Raw genomic sequence first — 23,401 nt, forward strand, 5'->3', positions numbered from 1 at the left:
TCCCCAGAAAGTGCATTCATGGAGATGTCGTCACGCATGAGCAGCCCGTTGAAACCGATATGGCCACGAATGACTTCCTCCACCACCTTGCCGGAGGTGGTTGCGGGGCTCTTCGGATCTATCGCGGAAAAGATCACGTGCGCGCTCATCGCCATCGGCAAGTCCGCAAGAGCGCGGAACGGCGCGAAATCATGTTCGGCAAGCTCGTCGAACGGTGTCGCCACCGTCGGCAGTTCGTGATGGGTATCCGCAAGGGCCCGTCCGTGGCCAGGCATGTGTTTCATAACCGGTAACATGCCGCCAGCCAGCAAACCTTCTGCCGCGGCCCTTCCCATAGCCGTGACGATCTCCGGTTCCTTGCCGTAGGCACGGCTGCCGATGACATCATTCGCGCCTTCGACGGGAACGTCGAGCACAGGCAGGCAATCCACATCGATGCCGAGCCTTAAAAGATCGAACGCGTGCAAGCGCGACAATAGCCAGGCAGACCGCAGGCCCTCCTCCTCGTTCTCGCGATACAGGGCCCCAAGCGCCGATCCGGACGGATAGTTTGGTGCCAGCGGCGGGCGCAGCCGTTGCACGCGTCCACCTTCCTGATCAATCAGAACGGGTGCCTCATCGCGATTGACGAGGTCGCGCAGATGCGCGCAAAGATCCTCGACCTGCGCCGTCTCGCTGACGTTCCGGGCAAAAAGAATAAAACCCCATGGGCGCTCGTCGCGGAAAAACACAATTTCATCGGGGGTCAGCTTCAATCCGGCAGTACCGGCAATCCATGCTTTTGATTCGCTCATTCCTGAAGTCTACTTCCTCAACGCAAAAAAGGAAAAGGCGGCCGCAGCCGCCTTTTCTCAATCGATGTTCAACCGATTAGTGTGTTACGAAGCAACTGCCGCCAGCGGCCTTGTACTTCGTGCATAGATTGATCGCATCGGACTTGGAGCCCGCCGGGATGCGTACCCGGAAGAACGTGCCTTTGCCGGCAATCTCCGCCTGCTTGATATCAACCCCGCGACCGCCGATGACACCGGCGTATTTCTGCGACAGGGAAGCGTAGGTCTTCTGCGCACCCTCGACGTTCGGCTGCGATGCAATCTGGATCAGATAGCTGCCCGCAGCCGGGGCGGCAGAGGCGATCTGTTGTCCACCGGCATTCTTTGGCGGGACGCGGTCGACGATATCGACGGGCTGATCGGAAGGACGATCCACAACCGGCGCATTCTTTGGTGCCGCGGAGACCGATGCGACCGTTTCTTGTGTGATCTTCTTCGTCTCGACCGGCTTCGACGCAACCTTGGCGGCAGCGGGGGCCTTGGCTGGCTTGACCGCCTCCGGCTGCGGAGCGGCGGCTTGCGCCGGCGCTGCGGGTGCATCATCGCCTTGAACCAATGCGCCGATCGCGTCGTCATCGCCTGAGGTGTCGGCCATCTGCGGCGCGGCCGGAGCCGTGCTACCTACCGGCGCAGCGTCTGCGGGGCGATCAGCTGGGGCAGCGGCAGGACCGTTGCTGAGAGCCTGATCGTTCTGCGGGATCGATGCAACCATCGTTCCGTCTGGCTTGACCACCATGGTCTGAACTTTGCGGGGCGCCAACGTATTGGTATTTGCCGCAGGCGGCTGATCATCGGCAGCGGTATCCTGCTCCGCTGGATCGACCCTGGCGTCTACCTTGTCCGTTGCCGGATCCTCGACATCTTCGTCGGGGGCAAGATCGACCGGATCTTCACGGGTGGTCACAAGCTGATCCTGTTTCGGCGCAGTGGGTGCGGCTGTTGCATCCTTGTCGTAGACAGCCTTGTCCTGATTAGGCACGACTGCCGTGCTGGTTGTCTCCGGCTGGACCTTGATCGGAGTTTTGTCCGCCATGATGACCACCGGATCACCGCCCGAACTGCCGGTCCATTTATAGGCAACGGCACCGGCAACGGCGACGAGCACGACGGCGGCGGCAACACCCGGAACAAACAGGCTGCTGCGGAGCTTCGACTTCTCGCCGTAGGGCGTTGCAGCGATATCGACGTTGTCACGGCGCGGATCGTAGCCAAAATCATTGTCCTCTTCGGGACCATAGGCCGGCGTTGCGTGTTGCTGGCGGGCACCGGCTGCCGCGACGCCCATGGCGGCAACGCCGGCTGCTGCCGCATAGCCCGCCGGACTGTACTGACCCTGTTCAGCCTTGTTGCCGAAGACGTCAGCGAATATGTCGGCATATTCGTCTTCTTCCGGCTCGGCCTTGATGGGTTCTTCAGCTACGGCTTGGCTCGAACGCGCCTCCTCAGCCTCGATCGAACCGAAGACCTCGGCAAATTCGCTCTCAAGTTCGCCGAGCGCATGATGTTCCGGAACGTCTTCCTCATAGTGAACTTCCGGAAGATCGAGCGCTTCAGTGAAATCGACGCGATTTTCAGTGACCGAGATCGTATCGACATCAGGCGCGCTGTCGATCGCCGATGCAGCCCGATCGAGCTCATCGGCGTAATCGTGCAAATCGTGAACTTCCGGAACCTTCGGCGAGCTCGCCACTGGCATTCCGACGGGAACTTCCAATTGCTCGCGCACGGGCGCCGCCTCGACAGACTGTTCGACAGCCTGATAGAGCGGGAATACCGGCTGGCTCTCGGCGACTTCTTCACCCTCGGTTTCTGCCGAGACGTCGAAATCGTCAAATGCTGCCATCAATGCGTCGGAGTCGAACTCATCCTCGGCAGTGTGTAGCTGCTCGTCGGTTGCTTCGTAGCTCTGCGATGTTGGCTCGGGCGCACCGTAGTCAACCGGTTCCGGGGCATCGTAATCGGTATGCTCCGGTGCTGGTTGCGCGACCGGCTGCTGATATGACATGGCCCGGGCAATCGACGGCGCCGGATGATCCGCACGACCGGCCATTTGCGCCTGCGATCCATAACCCCAGGAGGCATTGACCGAACGCTGCACCACTGGCTGCGGCGATCCAGCGAGAAGGTTCTCAAGTTCGTCCTCGAGGCTTATCGAGGGCGCATCGACAACCGAACGCCCCTCACCTGCCTCATTATCTGCATAGGACAGACCGGGCTCGTAATCGGCATAATCGGGTTCCGCATAGGACGATGACGGTATTGGAGCGGCCTCATGGTGGCCGTAATTCGGATCGCTCGCAAGTTCGCGTTCGATGGCATCCTGGAAATCTTCCACCGCATGGCGATCATCTTCAGCCTGCTGATAGGGGTCCGGAACTTTCGTGGCGGACTGCACGGGCGTTGGCTCGTCGAAGCCCCCCATGAGTTCGCGTTCGAGGTCCAAGGCGAAGGCGTCGTTGGACGCGGCATCATGCCCTTGATCGGAGGTTCCCATGATGCGGGAAAGCTCCATCAAAGGATCGTCGTTGCCGAATCGCGAATCGTCCTGCCGGTGAGAACGCTGAATAATATTGTCCGCCATAGCGTTAATCCTGTACTCAACTGTGGGACGTCCGCAAACGTCTCGCATTGGCCTTACCAGCGCAATGTGGGCAAAAGTTGTCAGAATTGCTACGCTTTTCGGCGGTTTATACCGTGTTATACCCGATTTTAGCGCATTTCGGTCGGAGCGTCCGCACCTATTATTGTCAATCCGGACGCCAAGACTTTCGAAACAACCTGAACCAGCCCTAGCCTGGCTTCTGACAAGTTTGGATCGTTAACCTTAATAAAACGTAAGTCCGGATTTTCGGTGCCTTTGTTCCACTGTATGTGGAGTGCGCTGGCAAGGTCATAAAGGTAGAAAGCAAGCCGGTGCGGCTCCTGATGGAGAGCCGCCGTTTCGATCAACCGGGGATATTCGGCGAGCTTGCGGATGAGGGCAATCTCGCTTTCGTCGGTCAGCAGCCCGAAATGCTGCGCGCTGCCGGCCAAGGCCTCTTCACCGATACCAAGCTGCTCCAACGCCTGCCGGAATACCGAGTGACACCGAGCGGATGCATACTGGACATAGAAGACGGGATTGTCCTTCGAATGCTCGGTTACCTTGGCAAAATCGAAGTCTAGCGGCGCATCGTTCTTCCGGTAAAGCATCATGAAGCGGACAGGATCGCGCCCCACCTCCTCGACGACATCGCGTAGTGTGACGAACTCGCCAGAACGTTTCGACATGCGGACGGGCTCGCCGTTGCGATAGAGCTTGACCAATTGGCAGATGAGCACCGTGAGCTTCGCCGTGCCGCCGGAAACGGCGCGTGCCAGCGACTCGAGCCGCTTGATGTAGCCGCCGTGGTCGGCACCAAGCACATAAATCATCTCGTCGAAATGACGGTCATACTTGTCCTTGAAGTAAGCGACGTCGGCGGCGAAGTAAGTGAACTGTCCATCAGACTTCACCAGCGGCCGATCAATATCGTCGCCAACATCAGTGGACCGGAACAGAGTCTGCTCGCGATCCTCCCAATCCTCGGGGAGTTGTCCCTTCGGCGGCGGCAGTTTGCCCTTGTAGACGTGGCCCTTCAACGTCAGGTCGTTGATCGCCGAACGGATCAGCTTAGCATTATTCGCATGCAGCGTCCGTTCCGAGAAGAACACGTCATGATGCACGTTCAGCGAGGCGAGGTCATCGCGGATCATCGCCATCATGGCGTCGATCGTCCGCTCCTTGACGATTGCAAGGGCATCCTCCTCCGGCACCTCCAGAAGTTTGGTGCCGAAATCGCTTGCAAGCGATTGACCGACGGGAACGAGATAGTCACCCGGATAGAGCCCGGCGGGTATCTCCCCGATCGGCTCGCCGAGTGCCTCGCGATAGCGCAGCATGACCGAATTCGCCAACACGTCGATCTGCGCGCCGGCATCGTTGATGTAGTACTCCTTGGCGACGTCATAACCGGCGAACTTGAGCAGATTTGCCAAAGTGTCGCCGACGACTGCGCCACGGCAGTGTCCGACATGCATCGGCCCTGTTGGATTGGCAGAAACATATTCGACGTTGACGCGGTGGCCGTAGCCAAGCTGCGAGCGCCCATAGTCGAGGCCAGCGCTCTGCATAACGGCCAATTGCCTGTGCCAATAGGTATCTTTCAACCTAAGATTGATAAAACCCGGCCCCGCAACATCGACGCTCCCGACATCGGGGTCGCTTTTCAGCGCATCGCCGATCCGAACGGCCAGTTCACGCGGATTTTGCCCGACGGCCTTCGACAGCACCATTGCCGCATTGGTCGCAATATCGCCATGGCTCGCGTCGCGCGGAGGCTCTACGCCCACACGGGATAGATCGATTTCGGCGCCTTCCGTTGTCTTGAGTTCAAGCGCTTGCAGGGCTTTTTTGATCCGCGCGTCGAAATCGGCGAAGATGTTCATGACGTCATACTCGTTTTGGGTTTTGGCAAGATTGAGCGGTAAACCTACCGCAATTTGCGCCCGCATTAAGCTAAATCGGGCGTATGGTCAAACAGGCGTCGGTGTTCCCGCACGGCGTAGGTGTCGGTCATGCCGGCAAGAAAGTCGGCGACGTGGCGAGCCCGGGCGGTCGCATCGCCTTGCTCGCTTTCGTCGCGCCACCCCTCCGGCATGCATTGAGCGTCCGCAAGATAGGCGTCAAACAGCTCGCGAACAATCAAATCAGCCGATTTTCGCACGCGCATGACGCTCTCGTGAAAATAGAGGTTTTCATAGAGAAATGCCTTCAGCGATTTCTCCTGCTCCCGCATCGAGGCTGAAAAGCAGACCATGGTACGGCCCGCACCATGCACGTCGCCGGTATCGCGAGGTTTGACTTCGTCGAGAGTGGCCTGCGCATTGCGAATGACGTCTTCGACCATGACGGTAATCTGGCGCCGCACGATCTCGTGTGCCGTGCGCACATCGTCGAGCATCGGGTACTTCTTCCGCACCGCGCGCAGGATCTCCCCAGTAATGGCCACGTCCTCCAAGCCGTCGAGCGAAAGGAGCCCCGAACGCAAGCCATCATCAATGTCATGCGCATTATAGGCAATATCATCGGCAATAGCCGCACATTGGGCTTCGAGCGACGCGAAGTTCGCGAGTTCGAGATCGAACTGGGCGTTGAATTCAAGAATCGGTCCAGGCACGGGATGGCCAAGCGCGTTGCCTTTTGCGTCGGTCAGCGGCCCATTGTGTTTGACCAGCCCTTCCAGCGTCTCCCAGGTGAGATTGAGGCCGTCGAAATCGGCGTAGCGCTTTTCGAGGTTCGTGACGATTCGCAGCGACTGGGCATTGTGATCGAAACCGCCAAAATCACGCATCTTGTCGTTGAGCGCATCCTCACCCGTGTGGCCAAAAGGCGTGTGACCGAAATCATGGACGAGCGCTATTGCCTCGGCAAGGTCCTCGTCGAGCCGCATAGACCGCGCCAGAGCGCGGGCTATCTGCGCCACTTCGATCGTGTGGGTGAGGCGTGTACGGTAGTGATCACCTTCATGCGCGATAAACACCTGTGTCTTGTGTTTCAGCCGGCGGAACGCCGTCGAGTGAATGATCCGGTCGCGATCACGCTGGAAAACCGTACGTGTTGGGCTCTCACTCTCGGGCACAAGCCGGCCTCGGCTCTTTTCGGGATCGCAGGCATAGGGTGCCCGCTCCCGATAGCCGAAACCGATACCCTGCATGGACATTTCTGATATTTCCCTTGCCACGCACAGGTGCCATGTGTTGGCAGGAACCCGCGCGCCGTTGACTTCATAGTCGCCAATTCTTAGCTATGCTATATGATGAATGGCAAGGTGTGACATGGCAATGTCAATCCGGCCGAGCATGGGGCGGAGTCATCCGCAAAGGAACCTCGAGAGAATGACCGACGCTGTGAATATTTCTGTCTCCGATGCCGCCGCAAAACGCATATCGGCTATCTTGAAATCCGAACCGGAAAAGACCGCACTGCGCATTTCGGTGGAAGGCGGCGGCTGCTCCGGCTTTTCCTATAAGTACGATCTTGTCGAGACTCAGGACGAGGATGACATCGTCATCGAAAAGCTGGGTGCCAAGGTGCTGATCGACGCAATCTCCCTGCCCTATATCGGCGGCTCCGAGATCGATTTCATCGATGACCTCATGGGACAGTCGTTCCAGATACGCAATCCCAACGCCACATCGTCTTGCGGTTGCGGAACAAGTTTCGCTATCTGATATCCCGTCAATATCGTTGCCATTGCAACCCAGAGCGGAATCCCCATGAAAATCGTCACCTGGAACATCAATGGCGCCAAGGCACGCATCGACGTGCTCAGCACGTGGCTGCAGGAATCAAACCCAGACATCGTCTGCCTGCAGGAAATCAAATCCGTCGACGATGCCTTTCCGCGTTTCGAAATCGAAGCGCTCGGCTACCATGTCGAGACCCATGGTCAAAAGGGCTTTAATGGTGTCGCCATTCTCTCCAAGAAATCGCCGGACGAAGTTACGCGTGGTCTTCCCGGTGATGACGGTGATGAACAGGCGCGCTTCATTGAAGCGGTTTTTTCGACGGAGAAAGGGCCCTTGCGCGTCGTCTCGCTCTATCTGCCGAATGGCAACCCCATCAACACAGAAAAATTTCCCTACAAGCTAAGCTGGACGGCACGCCTTGAACGCTGGGCCGAAGACAGGCTGACGCTGGAAGAGCCTCTGATCCTCGCAGGCGACTACAACGTGATCCCCGAGCCCGTAGACGCAAAGAATCCGGAGGCCTGGGTAAATGATGCCTTGTTCCAGCCCGAGACGCGACAAGCATTTCGTCGTCTCGAAAATCTCGGCTTTACCGATGCCGTCCGCAATGTGAGCGAGGAGGCCGGCATCTATACGTTCTGGGATTACCAGGCAGGCGCCTGGCAGAAAAACAACGGCATCCGCATCGATCACCTGATGCTGTCGCCCGAAGCGACCAATCTCTTGGAATCGGCAACAATCGAGAAACATGTCCGCGCTTGGGAAAAGCCCTCCGACCACGTGCCTGTAGCGATTTCAATCGCCTAGGCCGCGTAGTAGTCAAAGAGATATATAATAATTCCGCAATATAGTTGAAATATTTCTGAAACAATTTGTTCAGCTGCGTTTGTATGCTGGGAACATATACGCTTTCCTAAACTATAGTTGCATTGACGGGCGACCATACCATTACGTATGGGTGCGCGCTATTTCATGACGACCTATCGGATCGGTGGTATCTGCCGATACTTTAAAAACTTGTATTTCACGACTGGAGATCAACCTTGACTAATCATCGGACCATCAAGCGGATGAGCCGTCGCAAATTCATGGAAATGATGGGGGTAAGCGCTGGCGGCGTCGCGGGGCTCAGCATGCTACCACCTGCAATCCGGCAGGCTCTCGCCATCGAGCCCAACAATGCGACCGGCACGATCAAGGATGTCGAGCACGTCGTCATCATGATGCAGGAAAACCGCTCCTTTAACCACTACTTCGGAACCTACAACGGTGTGCGAGGCTTCACCGACCCGCGGCCGGTCATCTCGCCCGCGACTGGTAAGGACGTGTTCCATCAGCCTATTACCGATAAACTGTCCGACGGCAACGAGAAGAAGCGCTGCGGTGTAGAGCTTGGCGCGGCAGAGGTCCTGCCCTATCCGATCGATTACGACAAGACCGGCGAAGCGCTCCGTGGGACCGATCACGGCGTCGACAGCGGACAGGCCTGCTGGGACCACGGCCGCTATGATAACTGGATCGCCGCGAAAGGCGATGTCCTGACGATGAGCTATCTAAGGCACAAGGACATCAGCTACCACCGCTACCTCGCAAATGCATTTACCGTCTGCGACCATTATTTCGTATCTTGCCATGGTGACACGATACCGAACCGCCAATATCTCGTATCGGGTGCTACCGCCAATCCGTCGCTCGAAAATCCGGAGACCTATTGGCCGTCGTACGACACCACGCCTCCCATGGCGATCGACCTGCCAGCGGGAACGCCGGCGTCGAAGATGCGCCGCGTTTCGGACTGGACGACATATCCGGAACGGATCGAGAAGTTCAATCAGGCTCAGACGGACCCCAAGAAAAAAATCTCCTGGCGGACCTATCAAGGAGGCACCGGCAAGCCGGGTGAACCCACCGACTGCTATCAAGAAAATAACCTCGCTTACTTCGCTGCCTACTGCAACGATCCTGAACCCGGGTGCTATTGGGTCGAGGGCGTTTGTTACAAAGGTATCGACAAGAGCGGCAAAGCGGTCCGTTACCAGGGCAATCTGGATAAGTTGACGGCGCTTGTCCAATCAGGCGTAACGAACCGCACGATCAAGCAATTGCGCGAAGATGTCGTCAACAACGCGCTGCCGAATATTTCCTGGATCGTCGCGCCCTATAGGAACTGCGAGCACCCGAAAGCGACCGTTACAGATGGCGCCTACTACATCAATGAGGTATTGGGCGCGCTCGTCGCCAATCCGGATGTCTGGAGCAAGACCGTCTTCATCCTCAACTATGACGAGAACGATGGTCTCTTCGACCACATCGTCCCGCCTATGCCTACCGGAAAATCCGGTCCGGGCAAAATGTCCGAATCGTTGATGGCGGATCTTGATCGCGAACTCTTCAACAAGGCGGACGGGCGCTGGCCGGGCCAGTTTATCGGCTTCGGGCCACGCGTGCCGATGCTCATCGTCTCGCCGTGGAGCAAGGGCGGCTGGGTATGCTCGGAAGTGTTCGACCACACCTCGACATTACGCTTCCTCGAAACACGCTTCGGTCTCGAAAGTGAAAAAACAGGTACGGAAAATCCATTCTACGAGAGCAATATCACTCCTTGGCGTCGTGCCATTGCAGGCGACCTCACCTCGGCATTCGATTTTTCCAAAAACGATGCCGCATTCGTAAAATATCCAAAGGAAGGTCCTTTCGTTAACAAGAAAGGTACCTCTTCACCGCCCAACGTTCCCACCACCAATGCTCTTCCCAAGCTTGAGAACCCTGCCCTGACATTTGGGACAGACAATACCAGCAATTCTGATTATTCCCGCAGAGCACGTCCACTTCCCTATGAGTTTCATGTCAACGGGCACTTTGACGCCGAGAAAAAACAACTGGTTGTGGATTTTGTGAACGCCGGCAAAGCCGGGGCCTATTTCTACGCCTACGATTACGTGCTCAAGGATGAGAAGCCGCGGCGTTATTCAGTAATAAAGGGCGAGCCGTTACGGGATGCTTGGGATGTTGCGGACAAGGGGTATAATCTCACTATCTATGGGCCGAACGGCTATTTGCGCCAGTTCAGGGGCACTGCAAATGCCGATCTCGACGTCGATCCCGAGGTCGAGATCCTCTATCAGACGAATGGGGACGTCACGCTCAAGACAGTCAACAATGGTACGAAAAATCATCTCCTTAAAATTACCGTTCAGTATGACAAGATTGGTTCAGCCGATGGCGTCCCATTGACAAAGATCCGCTCTATCAAGCCACTTTCCTGCAACCCAAAGTTTGAGGAAATCAAAACCAGGTCAGGTTGGTACGATATTACGGTGGAACTTGTGAATGAAAGCGGCCAGCCCGATGGCGTCTATCAGCGTCGCTTCGCGGGACATGTGGAAACCGGCGCCGCGAGTATTACCGATCCGTTCCTCACTCACAACAATGTAGAGACGGCTTGAGTGGCCGATAATTTGCTCGCGATCGATTGCGAGCAAATCGCTCAGAAATCGCCGGTCTTGATGATGTCTTCGGCGAGCACCATGGCGGTCCGCCGGTCAGCCTCGTCGGAGATTGAGAACGCCTGTTCCTGGATATCGCCGATCCAGGCACGATCCTGTTTGCTGGCGTGCTCGAGGGCCGCGGTCATCATGGCAAGGCCACGCACTGTCTTGCCGGCCTGGAACAGGAGATTGCCCAACATGGCCTGCGCGCCGGCATTGCCTTTCTGCGCAGCAAGGCGGAACCAGCGGGCGGCCTGGTTGGGATTGGATTGTCCACCTTCGCCCTTCATGAGCATCTTGCCGAGCTCAAACTGAGCATCCGAATCACCGAAGTTCGAGGCGGCTTGCATATAGAGATCGCGGGCAGCGTTGGGATTGGCTTCGACCGGCGAATTCGGGATGCCGCGCTTCAGATAGCCGGCAAGCGCCACAAGCGCGTCGGCGACGTAGCTCTCGTTCTGGGTGCCCTGGTCAGCGCCTTCACGAATGACCTGCTCAAACATCTTGTAGGCTTGGTAGTCGTCTTCCTTTACACCGTCGCCCTCGGCATACATGCGGGCGAGCTTCCAGTTGGCGCCCTGATGGCCCTTCTCCGCAGCAAAGCGCAGCGCTTTGACGGCTTCGTCCTTGTGACCATTCTTGTAGGCGGAAAAACCGAACTTGAAGAGCGCGAAGGGGCTTGAGTCCTCCTTCACTTCATTCTGCGTATCGAACGCAAAGCAGGGCGCCGTGATGGCGCTCAGCAGAAGGCCAATCCCGATCACGGGCGCACGAAGACGATCAGCAATGACCATGGCAGCAATCTTCCTTCGCCCAGATCAGTTGCGTCGCCGCATCAATGCGCGCCATTTCAACCTCTCGGGCACAATTCCCGGCGAGCTGCACTGACAGGGCAGCCAAGGCCGGAACCTCGAAATTCTGCACATCATTCCAGCAATCATTTGACAGATTTCCGGCAATACTAGGGCTGTCAGTAAAATGATGGCGAAACGTCAAATTACGACGTGATAAGCTGCCATGCGGAATAAGTATTGCGTCCATCATTTCCCCGTGCGGAGCATCAGCACTATTACTCGATGTTTCTCCGCCGCCCATTCGAGGTGCTCCGGGTTTGTGGCGCAAAATAGGCAAATTTGTTCCCCATACCCGCACTGGGGATCATCACGCATAAGTGTTGCTGAATCGTCACAAAATCAGTGGCCTAGTCGATGCAAAACCGAAACAGGTCAACAAAAAGCCCGGCACGTGGCCGGGCTCTTATCGTTGCAGGGATTTGATCAGAACTTGACTTTGCCGGAGATCGAAAGCGCCGTGACGAGGTCATCACCAAAGTCATAGGTAACGTCGGTGCCGCAAGTCTGAGTGCCCGGACATGGCGTGGGCCCGTAGGAGCCGGAGGTGAGCATGCCGATGGCGCCACCAACACGAAGCTCGACATTCTTGTTCGGTGCATAGGCGACACCGCTCGACAGGAGATAGGTGTCTGTTTGCGTGGTCAAGCCGGTAGAGGTGCCGCGATCCCAGCTGAGCTGAGCGGAAGCTGACCACTGGTCATTGAACTTGTGACCAAGGCCTGCAGCAACCGTCCAGCCATCCTGGAACATCAGATCCAGTGACGTAAGCCGAAACGGCGAGCTCGGACCACACGAACCGAGCGATTTCGTGGAGGTCGGGCAGAATGCAATGACTTCAAGAACGCTCCAGTCGACCCATTTGACGTTGCCGAACGCCAACCAGTCGGGCGCAATACCCGTCTGCCAACGAAAATCAACGGATTGCGGCATTGTCGCAGTGCCGTAGACGTCAGTTATCTTCCCGAAGAACGGATTGACAGCAGACAGCACGCCCGGAATTTCCGTTAGGTCAACCGTGCCATTGATCTGACCGAGATCCACTTCGGCGTTATAGATCAGACTAACGCGAAACGCATACTCTGGAATTTCGTAAGCCGCTCCAATACGCCAACCAACGCCGTCTGCCTCAAGGTCAAGAAGGCCCGAGCCGTCGAAACCGAGGGCTGTCGCGTTGAAGGGCCTGCCGGGCCGACTTAGAGCACCATTGATAATAGTGGGGTCAAGCACCATGCGCCGCTTGAAGCCAGAGACTTCCTGATAGGATACCCCGCCGATAGCGCGCAGCTGGCCCTTCCCCACATCGAACCGATACGAACAGGTCAAGCCGTAGTTGTGGCTTCTGATCTTGGTTTCAATATTCTGATTGTTACCCTGCCAATCAAAGCCCGGTTCCGTATGGACACCCCATGGCTCACTGTAGCTGGCTAAGCAGTCCGCATCGTCGGTCAAACCGACCTTCGCGCCAAAACGTGGAACGGTGTAATCAGGGGTTTCGTCCACAGACGTTTTAGGACCGCCCGAGCCATCGCGAGGGTTGGTATCGTGGGCGTTCTCGATCTTGCGATCCGGCATCACGTAAACCGCGCCGGCTTCCGAAGCGAAGCGTCCCGGCTCGAACAGCAGTTCCCAGTTATAACCTCCGCGCTCAAGCCCCCCGGCTTGAGCAGCGGAGGCCACACTGGTCAAGAGCAATGCCCCACCCAAGATTTTAGATATTGCTCCTGACATTAAAACCCCTCCCCGAAGTCCAAAAAGCGTTCTGAACAACAACACCGTTCAGCAAAATTATTACTAATACGTAATAGGTAACAAAGCACGCGAAACGTGCAACGACTTGAGCGGCCCACTATTTTGATCGATACGCAGCGCATTTGCAAAACGACGAATTTTGCCGCCTCAACGCGCGACGTTTTGCAATTTTCCAAACTAATCCGAAAGGGCTAGGGCCAAAAACAGCACTTTTTGAGCGAAATAAGCCGTTGTTGCGCAAATGCAACGACGTTCAAAAATGACGAAATTGGGGTATTTGGCAGGCAAAAATGGGAGTTTCCCACAGCGTCATTGGGGAGAGTGTGTGATGAGAATTGGGATCCGCCTCGGATAGAGCGAATCCCATCGATTCCCCTATTCGACGTCGCGAACGCGCTGTATTGCGGTCTCGATTTTTCCGGCGGCCGCCTCAAGTTCGGCCAAGCGCTCGCGCTCGGCTTCGACGATCTCCGGCTTGGCGTTGGCAACGAACTTTTCATTGCCAAGCTTCTTGCGGATCTTCTCGAGTTCATCGCCTATCTTCCCGGCTTCCTTGGTGAGACGGGCAACTTCAGCATTGACATCGATCAGACTGCCAAGCGGCAGGCAGGCCGTCGCCTCGCCGATAACGAATTGGGCCGATCCTTTTGGCGCACTGTCGGTGGTGGTGATTGAATCGACGCGGGCCCGCCATTTGACTGAAGCCTTATGACGCTGAAGTCGCTCCCGGGTCATTTCATTGGCTCCGACGACAACCAGCGGTGCAACAGCTGAAGCCGGAACGTTCATCTCGGCACGAACGGAGCGAATGCCGGTGACGAGGTCGATCAGCCAGTTGATGTCGGCGGCGGCTTCCGTATCGATGAACTCGGACTCTGGCCACGGCGCATGGCAAAGCAACGTGTCACGGACCTGACCTTCCCCGGCCGTATGTGCCCAGAGTTCTTCCGTCATGAATGGCATGAAGGGATGCAACAGCTTGTAGATCTCATCGAGAACATAGGCGGCGCAGGCCTGAGCTTCGCCCTTGGACGCAGCGTCCTCGCCATTGAATACCGGCTTCAACAGTTCGATGTACCAGTCGCAGAACTGGTTCCAGACAAACCGGTAGGCAGCGCCCGCTGCTTCATTGAAGCGATAGCTGGTAATCCCGTCGGTGACGTCACGGACCGCATTGGTAAGTTCCGTCAGGATCCAGCGATTGACCGTAAGCTTGGCATCCTCAGGACGGAACGACGGGTCGCGCTTCACTCCATTCATCTCGGCAAATCGCGTCGAGTTCCACAGCTTCGTGCCAAAGTTGCGGTAGCCGGCGATGCGGCTCGGGTCGAGCTTCACATCGCGCCCCTGCGCGGCCATGATCGCGAGAGTGAAGCGCAGCGCATCGGCGCCGTACTCGTCGATGAGATCGAGCGGGTCGATGACATTGCCCTTCGACTTAGACATCTTGGCGCCGTTCTTGTCGCGAACCAGCGCATGGACGTAAACCGTATGGAACGGCTCCTCGTTCATGAAGTGCAGGCCCATCATCATCATCCGCGCAACCCAGAAGAAAATGATATCGAAACCAGTGACGAGAACGTCGGTCTGATAATAGGTGGCAAGCTCCGGCGTCTTGTCCGGCCAGCCAAGCGTCGAGAACGGCCAGAGCGCCGAGGAGAACCACGTGTCGAGCACGTCTTCGTCGCGCGTCAGGATTTCGCCGGGCTTGAAGTTCTCAAGCAGATCTTCGACATAGGCCTTCATCGGGCCCTGATGCGCCAGGTAGTGCTGGATGGCGGCGCTCAGAGCCTCTTCCTCAGTGCGCTCGACGAAAACCTGTCCGTCGGGACCATACCAGGCCGGAATTTGATGGCCCCACCAGAGCTGGCGCGAAATCGTCCACGGCTGAATGTTTTCCATCCAGTCGAAGTAGGTCTTCTCCCAATTCTTCGGAACGAAATTGGTCCGGCCCTCTCGAACGCTCGCGATTGCCGGTTTGGCCAGTTCGCCTGCATTCACATACCACTGGTCGGTCAGGAACGGTTCGATCGGCACATCACCGCGGTCACCATGCGGGACCATGTGGATATGTTCCTCGATCTTTTCGAGGTAGCCGCCTTCCTCCATCATGGTCACGATCAGCTTGCGCGCGACAAAGCGATCCTTGCCGTCGAGGACGTGAATGAGCTGGCTCAGGTTCCGCGAAGGCACAAGCCCTTCGAGAAAATCGTCATTGTCCTTGAGATGAATCGTGGCATCCGTGTTGAGGATATTGATCTGGCGCAAGTCATTGCGTTTGCCGACCTCAAAATCGTTGAAGTCATGCGCCGGGGTGATCTTGACCGCGCCCGATCCCGCTTCCGGATCGGCGTAGCTGTCTGCAACGATGGGAATGTGCCGGCCGACGAGCGGAAGGACGACATTATTGTCGACCAGCGCGTGATAGCGGGTATCGTCAGGATTGACCGCAACACCGGTGTCACCGAGCATAGTCTCCGGACGCGTCGTCGCGACCACGATGAACGTGTGCGGATTTTCCGGGTCGAATGCGACATTCTCGAGCGGATAGCGGAAGTGCCAAAGGTTGCCTTTGACCTCACGTTGCTCGACTTCGAGATCGGAAATTGCAGTGAGCAATTTAGGATCCCAATTGACGAGACGCTTGTCCTTGTAGATGAGGGCTTCCTTGTAAAGCGTTACGAACACTTCAAGAACTGCCTTTGATAGACCTTCGTCCATCGTGAAGCGTTCCCGCGACCAATCGCAGGAAGCCCCCAGGCGCTTGAGCTGTCCGGCGATAATGCCACCCGACTCCGCCTTCCACTCCCAAACGCGCTCAACGAATTTCTCGCGTCCCATGGCGCGTCGCCCCGTCAGTTGACGTTCCATCAACTGGCGCTCGACAACCATCTGGGTCGCGATCCCCGCATGATCCATGCCTGGTTGCCAAAGCACGTTCTTGCCGCGCATGCGCTCGAAACGCACAAGAATGTCCTGTATCGTATTGTTGAGCGCATGGCCCATATGCAGCGAGCCTGTGACGTTCGGTGGCGGAATGACGACAGCAAAGGGATCGGCGCCCGGCTTCGAGCCGGCCCCGGCCTTAAAAGCACCGGCCTCGTCCCAGAGTTCTGCGATCTTCGGCTCTACCGCCGCTGCATCATACGTCTTCTCAAGCATGCAAATGGTCCGTCATTTTGCGGAAAGGATTGGCTACGGTGTAAACCGAATGCCCGCCTATAAGTCAATGATGGTTGTCGAATGCGTGCAAGGCATCGGCAGCACGACTCATGGGCGTCAGATCATCCAATGGCATGCGCAATATGGCGTATTTTGGTTCAGCGCATCGCTTGTGCGTCCCGCTTATGGTCCGTTAAGGAAGCCGTCGAGGGCTCTATAAGGAAGGTCTACGTCCGCCGCCCACCACGTGCGACGCGCTCGATTTCCTCCCGCACGAGTCTCTCGACCAGCGTCGGCAGATTATTATCGAGCCAATCCTGCAGGAGCGGACGCATGATTTCCTGTGCGATCTCATCAAACGAACGGCGCTGCTCGTTGCGGACAGCAAAAGAAAGGTTGTCGAAAGCGGCGCTGACCTCCCGCTCCGTTGCCTCTGAGAGAATGGGCTCCAAGACTTCTTCAAGGTTGAAGGACACAGCATCGTCGATATCGGTGCCGGGCTGGGTTTCCGGTTCCATTGGCGCGGGCTCGGCCACCAATTCAGGCATCGCGGCTGCTTCGACCTTTGGTGGTGCTGGCGGCCTGACATCCGCGATCGGCTCGAACTCCGGCAGGAGTGCACGGGCCTCCTCGATGCTCATTTCCGATATCGGCTGTTGAACCTGCGTTACAATCTCCAAGTTAGGCGCCGAAGCGACAGCTTCCTTGGCTTCGATTGACGCTTCAAGGTTGGCGGGTTGCTGCGGGGCATTCTTGACCGGTTGCCCGCTGGTCCTCTCCTGCGCCGTTGTGTTTTCACTCGACTTCGCTTGGACAGGCAAAGTGGGTCGACGCGATGGCGATTCAAGGGCCGGCGATGCACTAGGCACACTCGGCTTTATGGCAATGCCCTCGCGTGGCGGTAGGGCAGATTCTTCGCTGGAGGGGCGTTCCGAGCGCGCTATGGGCGAAGGTGTGTCGGTGTTGACTGCCACGGGCGGCACGTCGTCGGTCCGCGTCGTGTCACTCTCTTCGATAATACGACGTATCGATGCGAGAATCTCCTCCATTGAGGGTTCCCGCGCGACGCTGGATGATTGTGCCATGATGCCCTTGCCCACTACATCTTGTTCCGTTGCGCTGCAACGAATCTGCATTCAGTGTAGAGGCTGGGATTGTATTTGAGAATCCCTGTACGGGATGTTTGAAGCTAACCCACAGCTTTTCTAAAGCGGCGATTGCCTGATCGCAGAAATGAATTTGCCGCCAGGCAATTAACCTGACGGCAAATGTGTCTTCGGCAAGGCTCGGGAGCGATTAGCGCCCGTCGGGTGTGCGCAAGCCGATCCACTTGTCCTTGACGGCGTCGTAGTGCTCCTCAGGCCTGTACTCGGCAACCTGAAGGCCGATCTGCGAGGCCGTCAAGCGACCAACCGCAGAAAGGACCGCATAACTCGTCACGACGCTGTCGCGTTCGGCCTGCGCAAGGTTGATCTGGCCAGTCAGAACGTCTGCCTGAGCATTCAAGACGTCGAGCGTTGTACGCTGGCCGACCTTGCGCTCTTCGATAACGCCGTTCAAGGCAAGCTGGGCCGCTGCAACAACAGACCGCTGTGCGACAATCTGGGCCTTGGCCGACTCCATTTCCGAGTATGCCTGGGCAATTGCTTGCCGCACGCTATCACGCGCCACATCCACCTCGATGCGCCGCTGGCCCAACGTTTCCTTGGATTGGCGAACGAGCGCAGACGTGCGGCCACCATTGTAGATTGGGATCGTTACCTGAATTCCGGCCGAGGCCGACGTTCCGTCCGTCGCGTTGCCGAGACCGCTGGAAAAAATCTCGTCGCGTTGTACCGAGCCCTGCAAGCCAATTTGCGGCAGGAGCTGACCTTCATTGGCCTTCACATTATAACCAGCAGAGTCGACAGCGTACTGCGTGGAGAGGATCGCCGGGTGATTGCCGCTGGCAATGGAGAATGCCTGATCCATCGACCTGGGCACGGATTTCGTTGCCATCGCCGCAGCGGCGAGCCTGCCCGGCGCAGTGCCAATGATCTGGATATAGGTGGCCTCCGCTGTTTTCTCGTCGGACTTTGCAGCATCGAGCGTTGCAATTGCGGAAGCCTTCGATGCCTCTGCCTGTGCAACGTCGGTTCGTGTGCCTTCGCCGACATCGAACCGAGCCTTGGCCGCGCGCAACTGCTCGTCGAGGAATTCAAGGTTCTTCTGGCGCAGGATGACGATCTGCCGTGTCAGATAGACATTCATATAGGCCTGGGCGGCGCTGAAAAGCAGGTTCTGTTCGTTGTTCCGTAGGTTTTCGCGCGCGGCGAGCACCTGGGTCTTGGCCGCCTTGACATTGTTGCTCACCGTAAAGCCGTCGAAGAGCAACTGATTGACCGAAACACCAAAGGTGCCGACGTTGGAAGTGCCATTGGCGCCTCCATCGAAGCGGTTATTGGTCGTCGTCAGATCTGCCGTCGCAGAAACGATCGGTCGATAGCCCGACTTGGCGACTGCAACACCCTCATCGGTTACTCGTACACCAGCTCTGTCTGCGTTGAGCGAAGCATTGTTACTGTAGGCCTTGGCCATTGCGCCAAAGATCGTTTCAGCCATCGAAGGCGTTGTGGCCAACACCGTCGCTGACAAGAGCGCCGCGGTTAGAACTCGCTTACCCGCTTTGAACACCATAAGCCCCTTCATTCTCTAACTCTCACGTTTAACCGAACCGATTGGTTCGACAACATGTGGTTCAATATCCGCCAATTGCCAACATGGCCACAGGCACAACTTCCGATATGCAACAAAAGTCAGCGACAGTTGCACATTTGTCTCATCGCCCGCAGTCAGAACTCGAACGCAGCAACCTTCTCAAATCCGGGAAGCGGCTTGACTGCAGCATTGAAGGCACGGCGTCCGGAAACAATCCCCTCATTTTTTCCGTAGAGCATCGCCCTGCCCGCGTTTCCGGTCCCCACGACCACCGCGAGTCGCCCCCCCTCCTTCAGCTGATCAAATAATGTACCAGGAACTTCGTCCACGCTACCCTCTATGATGATGACATCGTAGGGAGCCTCGGCCGCATATCCCTGCTTGAACGGAGCATTGACCACGACAACATTGTCGAAGCCCAAAGCCGGCAGCGTTTCGGTGGCCTGGTCAGCCAATGTCTTGCCGCTTTCAATGCCAATCACGGAACTTGCGATTCGCGACAGCACCGCGGCAGAGTAACCGGTGCCACAGCCGATATCGAGAACGACATCGCCCGGCTGGATATTGCAAAGCTGAACCAATTTGGCGAACGGGGATGGCTCCATCAAATACCGGGGACCCGATTCGGCCGTCGCCGGAGCAAGCAGTACGTCCTCGTCGATATAAGCGAGCTCCTGGCGCGCAGCCGGCACAAATTTTTCCCGGGGAACGTCAAGAAAAGCCTGCAGAACGGCCTTGTCGGTCACATCAGTCGTGCGCAACTGATTGTCGACCATCTTGATCCGCAGGTCTTCGAAATTCGGTATCATTCTCTTACAAGCTTTCCTGGCAAGGCGCTTGCAACCACTACGCTTTGCAAGCGCGTAACATGCTTCTGGCGAATCCCATCAAAACCCACCGTCTGTAAAGTCGATGCACCTTCGCGGGCTCACCCTCTCACAGAAGTTACTATTTTACTTAAAGGGTGTGGCAAAAAATTCCGTTAGCGTCAATGAATGACTAATGCGCCCAGCGGGCATCAATTCATATTGTTAGAGGCCTGCGGCGTTCGTGCACCACCTGTCTCTGGTCATTGGCAAGGTCTGTCTATTCCGCACCGGCTCGTAAGCGCCCGCCGCATCTTTGGGTAGACCCTTGGCAGTCCTCTGCTCCGCGAGATCGAGTACAACCGACGTCAATGGCGATCGCGCAGCCGTGGTACGGTTGCTTAACCCTTGCGCGAATGCGGGATTGAACAGACGGCGCGCACCTGTCATTCTATTTGACACGTGGAGAAAGCGTCCATCCGGACGATAGGAATTTGAGGCAAATGATTGAGATCAAAGGATTCAGCGACGTTCCGATCAGCCAGGACGAGCTGACCGGGCTGGCAGACCGTGCGGCGCTTGAAGAACATCTCGACAGCCTGTGCGCCACCTATGCCGAGAGCGATTTCGATGATCGTCTTCAGTTTGCCATCCTGTGTATCGACGTTGACGGTTTTGCCAAGTTCAACGAACGCTATGGCCGCGCCGAAGGCGACAATTTGTTGAGGATGGTTGCTGACCGGCTGCAGTCCTGCATGCGCAAGAACGATGTCATTTATCGCATTGCGGGCGACGAATTTGCCATCGTGCTCCTGCAGGTGACCGCGAATGAAGTTGCGAGCATCGCCGACCGCATTATCGGAACGGTATCGGAACCGCTCGATCTCGGCCGCGCCGAACCCGTCATCGTCACGGTCACCGTTGGCGCAGCCCTGGCGCCACGCGACGGCGACACCCCGGAGAGCCTCCTCTGGTGTGGCGATGCGGCGCTCTACATCGCAAAAAAGGCCGGAAGAGGCGTTTACCGCAGATATTCGGAACGCCGCTCGAGCTAGAAGAGCCCCTCGTTCACACCTTCCCGATCGTACCAGAAGCTTGTTTGAGGGTGGCGCATACCCCCTCAAGCGCGTGTCGCATTACCGCTGTGCCAGTTCCGCCGGCGGCTTGGTCCGACCGAGATTCTGGAACTCGATGTCGGTGATGGCGACCTTGGTCGGTAAGGTCGACGCCGTCGAAGGCCTTCAACGGAATTGCAACCATGTCATGAGTGCTGTTATCTCGCCGTGTGGGTGCGTCAGTGAGCTCATCAATCTGATCGCAATCTGGACATTCCGCGCGCAAGTGCGTGCGCGAAGGCGATATCGCCAGCTGCCACAGCGTAGTAAACGCAAGCAGTATCAAAAGGTTGGCGTGGCACCCGAAGTGATGGAGGCCTCGCCCGGAATCGAACCGGGATACAAGGATTTGCAGTCCTCTGCGTAACCACTCCGCCACGAGGCCTCACGTCAACAAATGCTGAGAACATCTGCCGAATTCACGGTTGGTTCAATATGGAAGGCCGCATGGCTAGTCAAGCCATTGCGCGAGAAATCCTCGGCTCATCCTGAACAGGTGATTACGCTGTCGATCTGACCCGCTCTCGACGAAAGGATTATGCGTCAGAGCCATCTTTGTTGTTTGGCGCATTTCCCTTCCAGCGGCGACCGAGCTTTACTTCGAGTTGGCGCCGTTTGCGCCGCACCAGGGCGGAATCGTGCGAGAGGACGACGAGGCCGAGAGGAATCATCCAGAACCCGAGCACCGGCAGGAAACCCAAGGTCCCGGCAGCGACAAGCGCACCACCAAGCGTGCGACGCATTGCCACCGATTGCGGCATTGGTACATGACGGCCGAGGATCCTCATGTGCCGGCGTTTTCGATGCCTCTTATGGGCCTCTTCGGCATGTTCCTGCATGTCTTCGGGGCGATCAGCCAAAACTATTCTCTTCAATCTGGACGGCGTGTTTCGACCGGATGTAGGTAGCCAATCCAGCGATGTCATCATTCTGTTATGCACATTAGCCGAAAAAAATCAAAATGGTCCTTTGCAAAAGCGAAACCCTTTTGCTATAGGCCACATCGCTGATGACTGAGTAGCTGTTCCCCGGTAGCTCAGCGGTAGAGCAACCGGCTGTTAACCGGTTGGTCGCTGGTTCGAATCCGGCCCGGGGAGCCACTTCTTTCAAGCACTTAGCCGATCACGATAATTGGTGTATATTGGCTGATCTACAGCATATCTACACAAAGTGATCACGCTATAGTCCCGATTCTCTGCGGTCGTGATCGCCTCGTTGCGCAATTATCAGATCGCGCGGCCTCGGCGAGATCGTCATTTGGTAGCTGGAAGCTTCCAAAGTTCATTAAAAGCGATGCTGTCGAAGAATGCCGTGGCCTTCACGATCTTTCCGTCCTGGAGTTCGAGAAACCATGCGTAAGTATTCTTGTATGGCTTGCCGTCTTTGGCGGTTCCGGCAGCGTCAAAGAAGACGATAACGGTGTCGCCGTCGGCATACATATTCCGGATCGTAGGCTTGAGACCGACACTCATGCGCGCGTTGAAGGGTTTGATAACTTCATTGATAAAGGCCTCCCGGCCTGGGTAGGTTTTGGAAGCCGCAGAATTGCCTGTGATTGTCCATTCGGCGTCGGCGGCCAATAAGTCATAGGGGCTTCCTGTACCTGCTGCCCAGGCGTCGAACGCTTGCTTTACCCTTGCCCTATTGCTTGATTCGTCGGATGCCATCGCTGCTCCAATCTGCGTCGTGGTCGCGAGCAGCAATCCGACGAGCATCACAAATACGATACTGCGAAAGCTGCCAAGCGCGATTTCTATCTGCCTCTTGGTCATTTCTGAACTCCTTCAACAGGATCATTCGGACTGAACAGTTCACCTACAGTCACGCGACGACGGCACCGCCACGGTCGGTTCAGATTTGGTTTTCCCACGCCTTGAGTTGATGCTCCCTCAGGATGTCTTCGATGACTTTCGGAACGACGTTGCGGAATTTGCCCGTATCGTCCGGAACGATTTCAATCATCCGGTCGATCATCCCCTTCGGGTCCATCTTGCCTTCTGGCGTTGCGAAGAAATCGCCAAAGCCCTTGCGTAGATCGGCACGCTTGGTGAAGTTCTTGCTGTCGTCGAGCCAACGGAACGGATTGTCCGCCATCGTCTCGTTGTATCCGGTGTAATATGCACCCGGATTAATCGTCTGTATCTGGATGCCGTACTTGCTCAGCTCCTGCTGCAGTGCCTCGGCGATCGACTCCACGGCATGCTTTGTCGAAACGTAGGTTCCCCAGTTCGCCGGGGTGAAAAGACCGCCCATTGAAGATGTAAAGACGACCTTGCCCTTCTTGCCCTGTCTTACCCATTTCTGAACAACGCCCTGGGTGAGCTGGAGGGGCAAGATTACATTGACTTCGAAGTTGCGGCGAACGAGCTCAATCGGAATTTCCCAGACGGGACCTGCTTCGCCCATGCCGGCATGTTCCACAGCACA

18 protein-coding genes and 2 tRNA genes are annotated in these 23,401 nt (G+C 56.8%); 5 read left to right on the top strand and 15 right to left on the bottom strand.

The window, feature by feature from the left end; all coding sequences use genetic code 11:
* From AAAB35_RS19230 to AAAB35_RS19245, 4 genes are all read right to left on the bottom strand, one after another.
* Window positions 1-794, bottom strand: a 794-nt coding sequence (locus tag AAAB35_RS19230) for a glycoside hydrolase family 3 protein (RefSeq protein ID WP_340669884.1), incomplete at its 3' end; no start/stop codon positions are given.
* Between the two features lie 76 nt (window positions 795-870).
* Window positions 871-3,414 (bottom strand): SPOR domain-containing protein, encoded by a 2,544-nt coding sequence (locus AAAB35_RS19235; RefSeq protein ID WP_340669885.1) that lies wholly within the window; start codon window positions 3,412-3,414, stop codon window positions 871-873.
* Between the two features lie 128 nt (window positions 3,415-3,542).
* A complete protein-coding gene (gene argS, locus AAAB35_RS19240) occupies window positions 3,543-5,300 on the bottom strand; it encodes an arginine--tRNA ligase (protein WP_340669886.1) in 1,758 nt (585 codons plus the stop codon).
* 65 nt (window positions 5,301-5,365) lie between these two features.
* A complete protein-coding gene (locus AAAB35_RS19245) occupies window positions 5,366-6,574 on the bottom strand; it encodes a deoxyguanosinetriphosphate triphosphohydrolase (protein WP_340669887.1) in 1,209 nt (402 codons plus the stop codon).
* Between the two features lie 175 nt (window positions 6,575-6,749).
* Here AAAB35_RS19245 and erpA point away from each other — a divergent pair, with 175 nt between their 5' ends.
* The 3 genes from erpA (at window position 6,750) to AAAB35_RS19260 (ending at window position 10,549) form a co-directional block, all read left to right on the top strand.
* Window positions 6,750-7,085, top strand: a complete 336-nt coding sequence (gene erpA, locus AAAB35_RS19250; protein ID WP_340669888.1) for an iron-sulfur cluster insertion protein ErpA — start codon at window positions 6,750-6,752, stop codon at window positions 7,083-7,085.
* Window positions 7,086-7,130: 45 nt separating this feature from the next.
* Entirely contained in the window at window positions 7,131-7,910 is a 780-nt protein-coding gene (xth, locus tag AAAB35_RS19255) for an exodeoxyribonuclease III (RefSeq protein ID WP_340669889.1), read from the top strand.
* 236 nt (window positions 7,911-8,146) lie between these two features.
* A complete protein-coding gene (locus AAAB35_RS19260; RefSeq protein ID WP_340669890.1) occupies window positions 8,147-10,549 on the top strand; it encodes a phospholipase C, phosphocholine-specific in 2,403 nt (800 codons plus the stop codon).
* Between the two features lie 41 nt (window positions 10,550-10,590).
* Here AAAB35_RS19260 and AAAB35_RS19265 read toward each other — a convergent pair whose 3' ends face one another.
* The 7 genes from AAAB35_RS19265 to AAAB35_RS19295 all read right to left on the bottom strand — a co-directional run bounded on the left by AAAB35_RS19265 (window position 10,591) and on the right by AAAB35_RS19295 (window position 19,862).
* Complete coding sequence (locus AAAB35_RS19265; RefSeq protein ID WP_340669891.1) at window positions 10,591-11,385, bottom strand: tetratricopeptide repeat protein; 795 nt, start codon at window positions 11,383-11,385, stop codon at window positions 10,591-10,593.
* Entirely contained in the window at window positions 11,372-11,686 is a 315-nt protein-coding gene (locus tag AAAB35_RS19270; protein WP_340669892.1) for a hypothetical protein, read from the bottom strand. The genes AAAB35_RS19265 and AAAB35_RS19270 overlap by 14 nt, the downstream gene beginning before the upstream one ends.
* 182 nt (window positions 11,687-11,868) lie before the next feature.
* Entirely contained in the window at window positions 11,869-13,173 is a 1,305-nt protein-coding gene (locus tag AAAB35_RS19275) for an OmpP1/FadL family transporter (RefSeq protein ID WP_340669893.1), read from the bottom strand.
* Between the two features lie 396 nt (window positions 13,174-13,569).
* A complete protein-coding gene (locus tag AAAB35_RS19280; RefSeq protein WP_340669894.1) occupies window positions 13,570-16,356 on the bottom strand; it encodes a valine--tRNA ligase in 2,787 nt (928 codons plus the stop codon).
* Between the two features lie 227 nt (window positions 16,357-16,583).
* Window positions 16,584-17,441: a DUF2497 domain-containing protein gene (locus AAAB35_RS19285; RefSeq protein WP_340669895.1), complete on the bottom strand. Its 858-nt coding sequence runs from the start codon at window positions 17,439-17,441 to the stop codon at window positions 16,584-16,586.
* Window positions 17,442-17,652: 211 nt separating this feature from the next.
* Window positions 17,653-19,044 (bottom strand): TolC family outer membrane protein, encoded by a 1,392-nt coding sequence (locus AAAB35_RS19290; RefSeq protein ID WP_340669896.1) that lies wholly within the window; start codon window positions 19,042-19,044, stop codon window positions 17,653-17,655.
* A 143-nt stretch (window positions 19,045-19,187) separates the two neighbouring features.
* Window positions 19,188-19,862 (bottom strand): protein-L-isoaspartate O-methyltransferase, encoded by a 675-nt coding sequence (locus AAAB35_RS19295; protein WP_340669897.1) that lies wholly within the window; start codon window positions 19,860-19,862, stop codon window positions 19,188-19,190.
* A 500-nt stretch (window positions 19,863-20,362) separates the two neighbouring features.
* Between AAAB35_RS19295 and AAAB35_RS19300 the strand changes: the two genes are divergently transcribed.
* On the top strand, window positions 20,363-20,914 hold the full coding sequence (locus AAAB35_RS19300; RefSeq protein ID WP_340669898.1) for a GGDEF domain-containing protein: 552 nt from the start codon (window positions 20,363-20,365) through the stop codon (window positions 20,912-20,914).
* A gap of 371 nt (window positions 20,915-21,285) precedes the next feature.
* On the opposite strand, the gene AAAB35_RS19305 is transcribed toward AAAB35_RS19300, so the two are convergent.
* Together AAAB35_RS19305 and AAAB35_RS19310 are read right to left on the bottom strand one after the other, a co-directional pair.
* Window positions 21,286-21,359 (bottom strand) — tRNA-Cys (locus AAAB35_RS19305).
* 151 nt (window positions 21,360-21,510) lie between these two features.
* Window positions 21,511-21,813, bottom strand: a complete 303-nt coding sequence (locus AAAB35_RS19310) for a hypothetical protein (RefSeq protein WP_340669904.1) — start codon at window positions 21,811-21,813, stop codon at window positions 21,511-21,513.
* 186 nt (window positions 21,814-21,999) lie between these two features.
* On the opposite strand from AAAB35_RS19310, the gene AAAB35_RS19315 reads away from it, so the two are divergent.
* Window positions 22,000-22,074, top strand: a tRNA-Asn gene (locus AAAB35_RS19315).
* Window positions 22,075-22,227: 153 nt separating this feature from the next.
* Here AAAB35_RS19315 and AAAB35_RS19320 read toward each other — a convergent pair.
* Both AAAB35_RS19320 and AAAB35_RS19325 read right to left on the bottom strand, forming a co-directional pair.
* A complete protein-coding gene (locus AAAB35_RS19320) occupies window positions 22,228-22,641 on the bottom strand; it encodes a nuclear transport factor 2 family protein (protein ID WP_340669899.1) in 414 nt (137 codons plus the stop codon).
* A gap of 184 nt (window positions 22,642-22,825) precedes the next feature.
* Window positions 22,826-23,380 (bottom strand): SDR family NAD(P)-dependent oxidoreductase, encoded by a 555-nt coding sequence (locus AAAB35_RS19325; RefSeq protein WP_340669900.1) that lies wholly within the window; start codon window positions 23,378-23,380, stop codon window positions 22,826-22,828.
* Window positions 23,381-23,401 lie beyond the last annotated feature (21 nt).

The sequence above is a fragment of the Phyllobacterium sp. genome (assembly GCF_037994425.1).
Classification (GTDB): domain Bacteria; phylum Pseudomonadota; class Alphaproteobacteria; order Rhizobiales; family Rhizobiaceae; genus Phyllobacterium.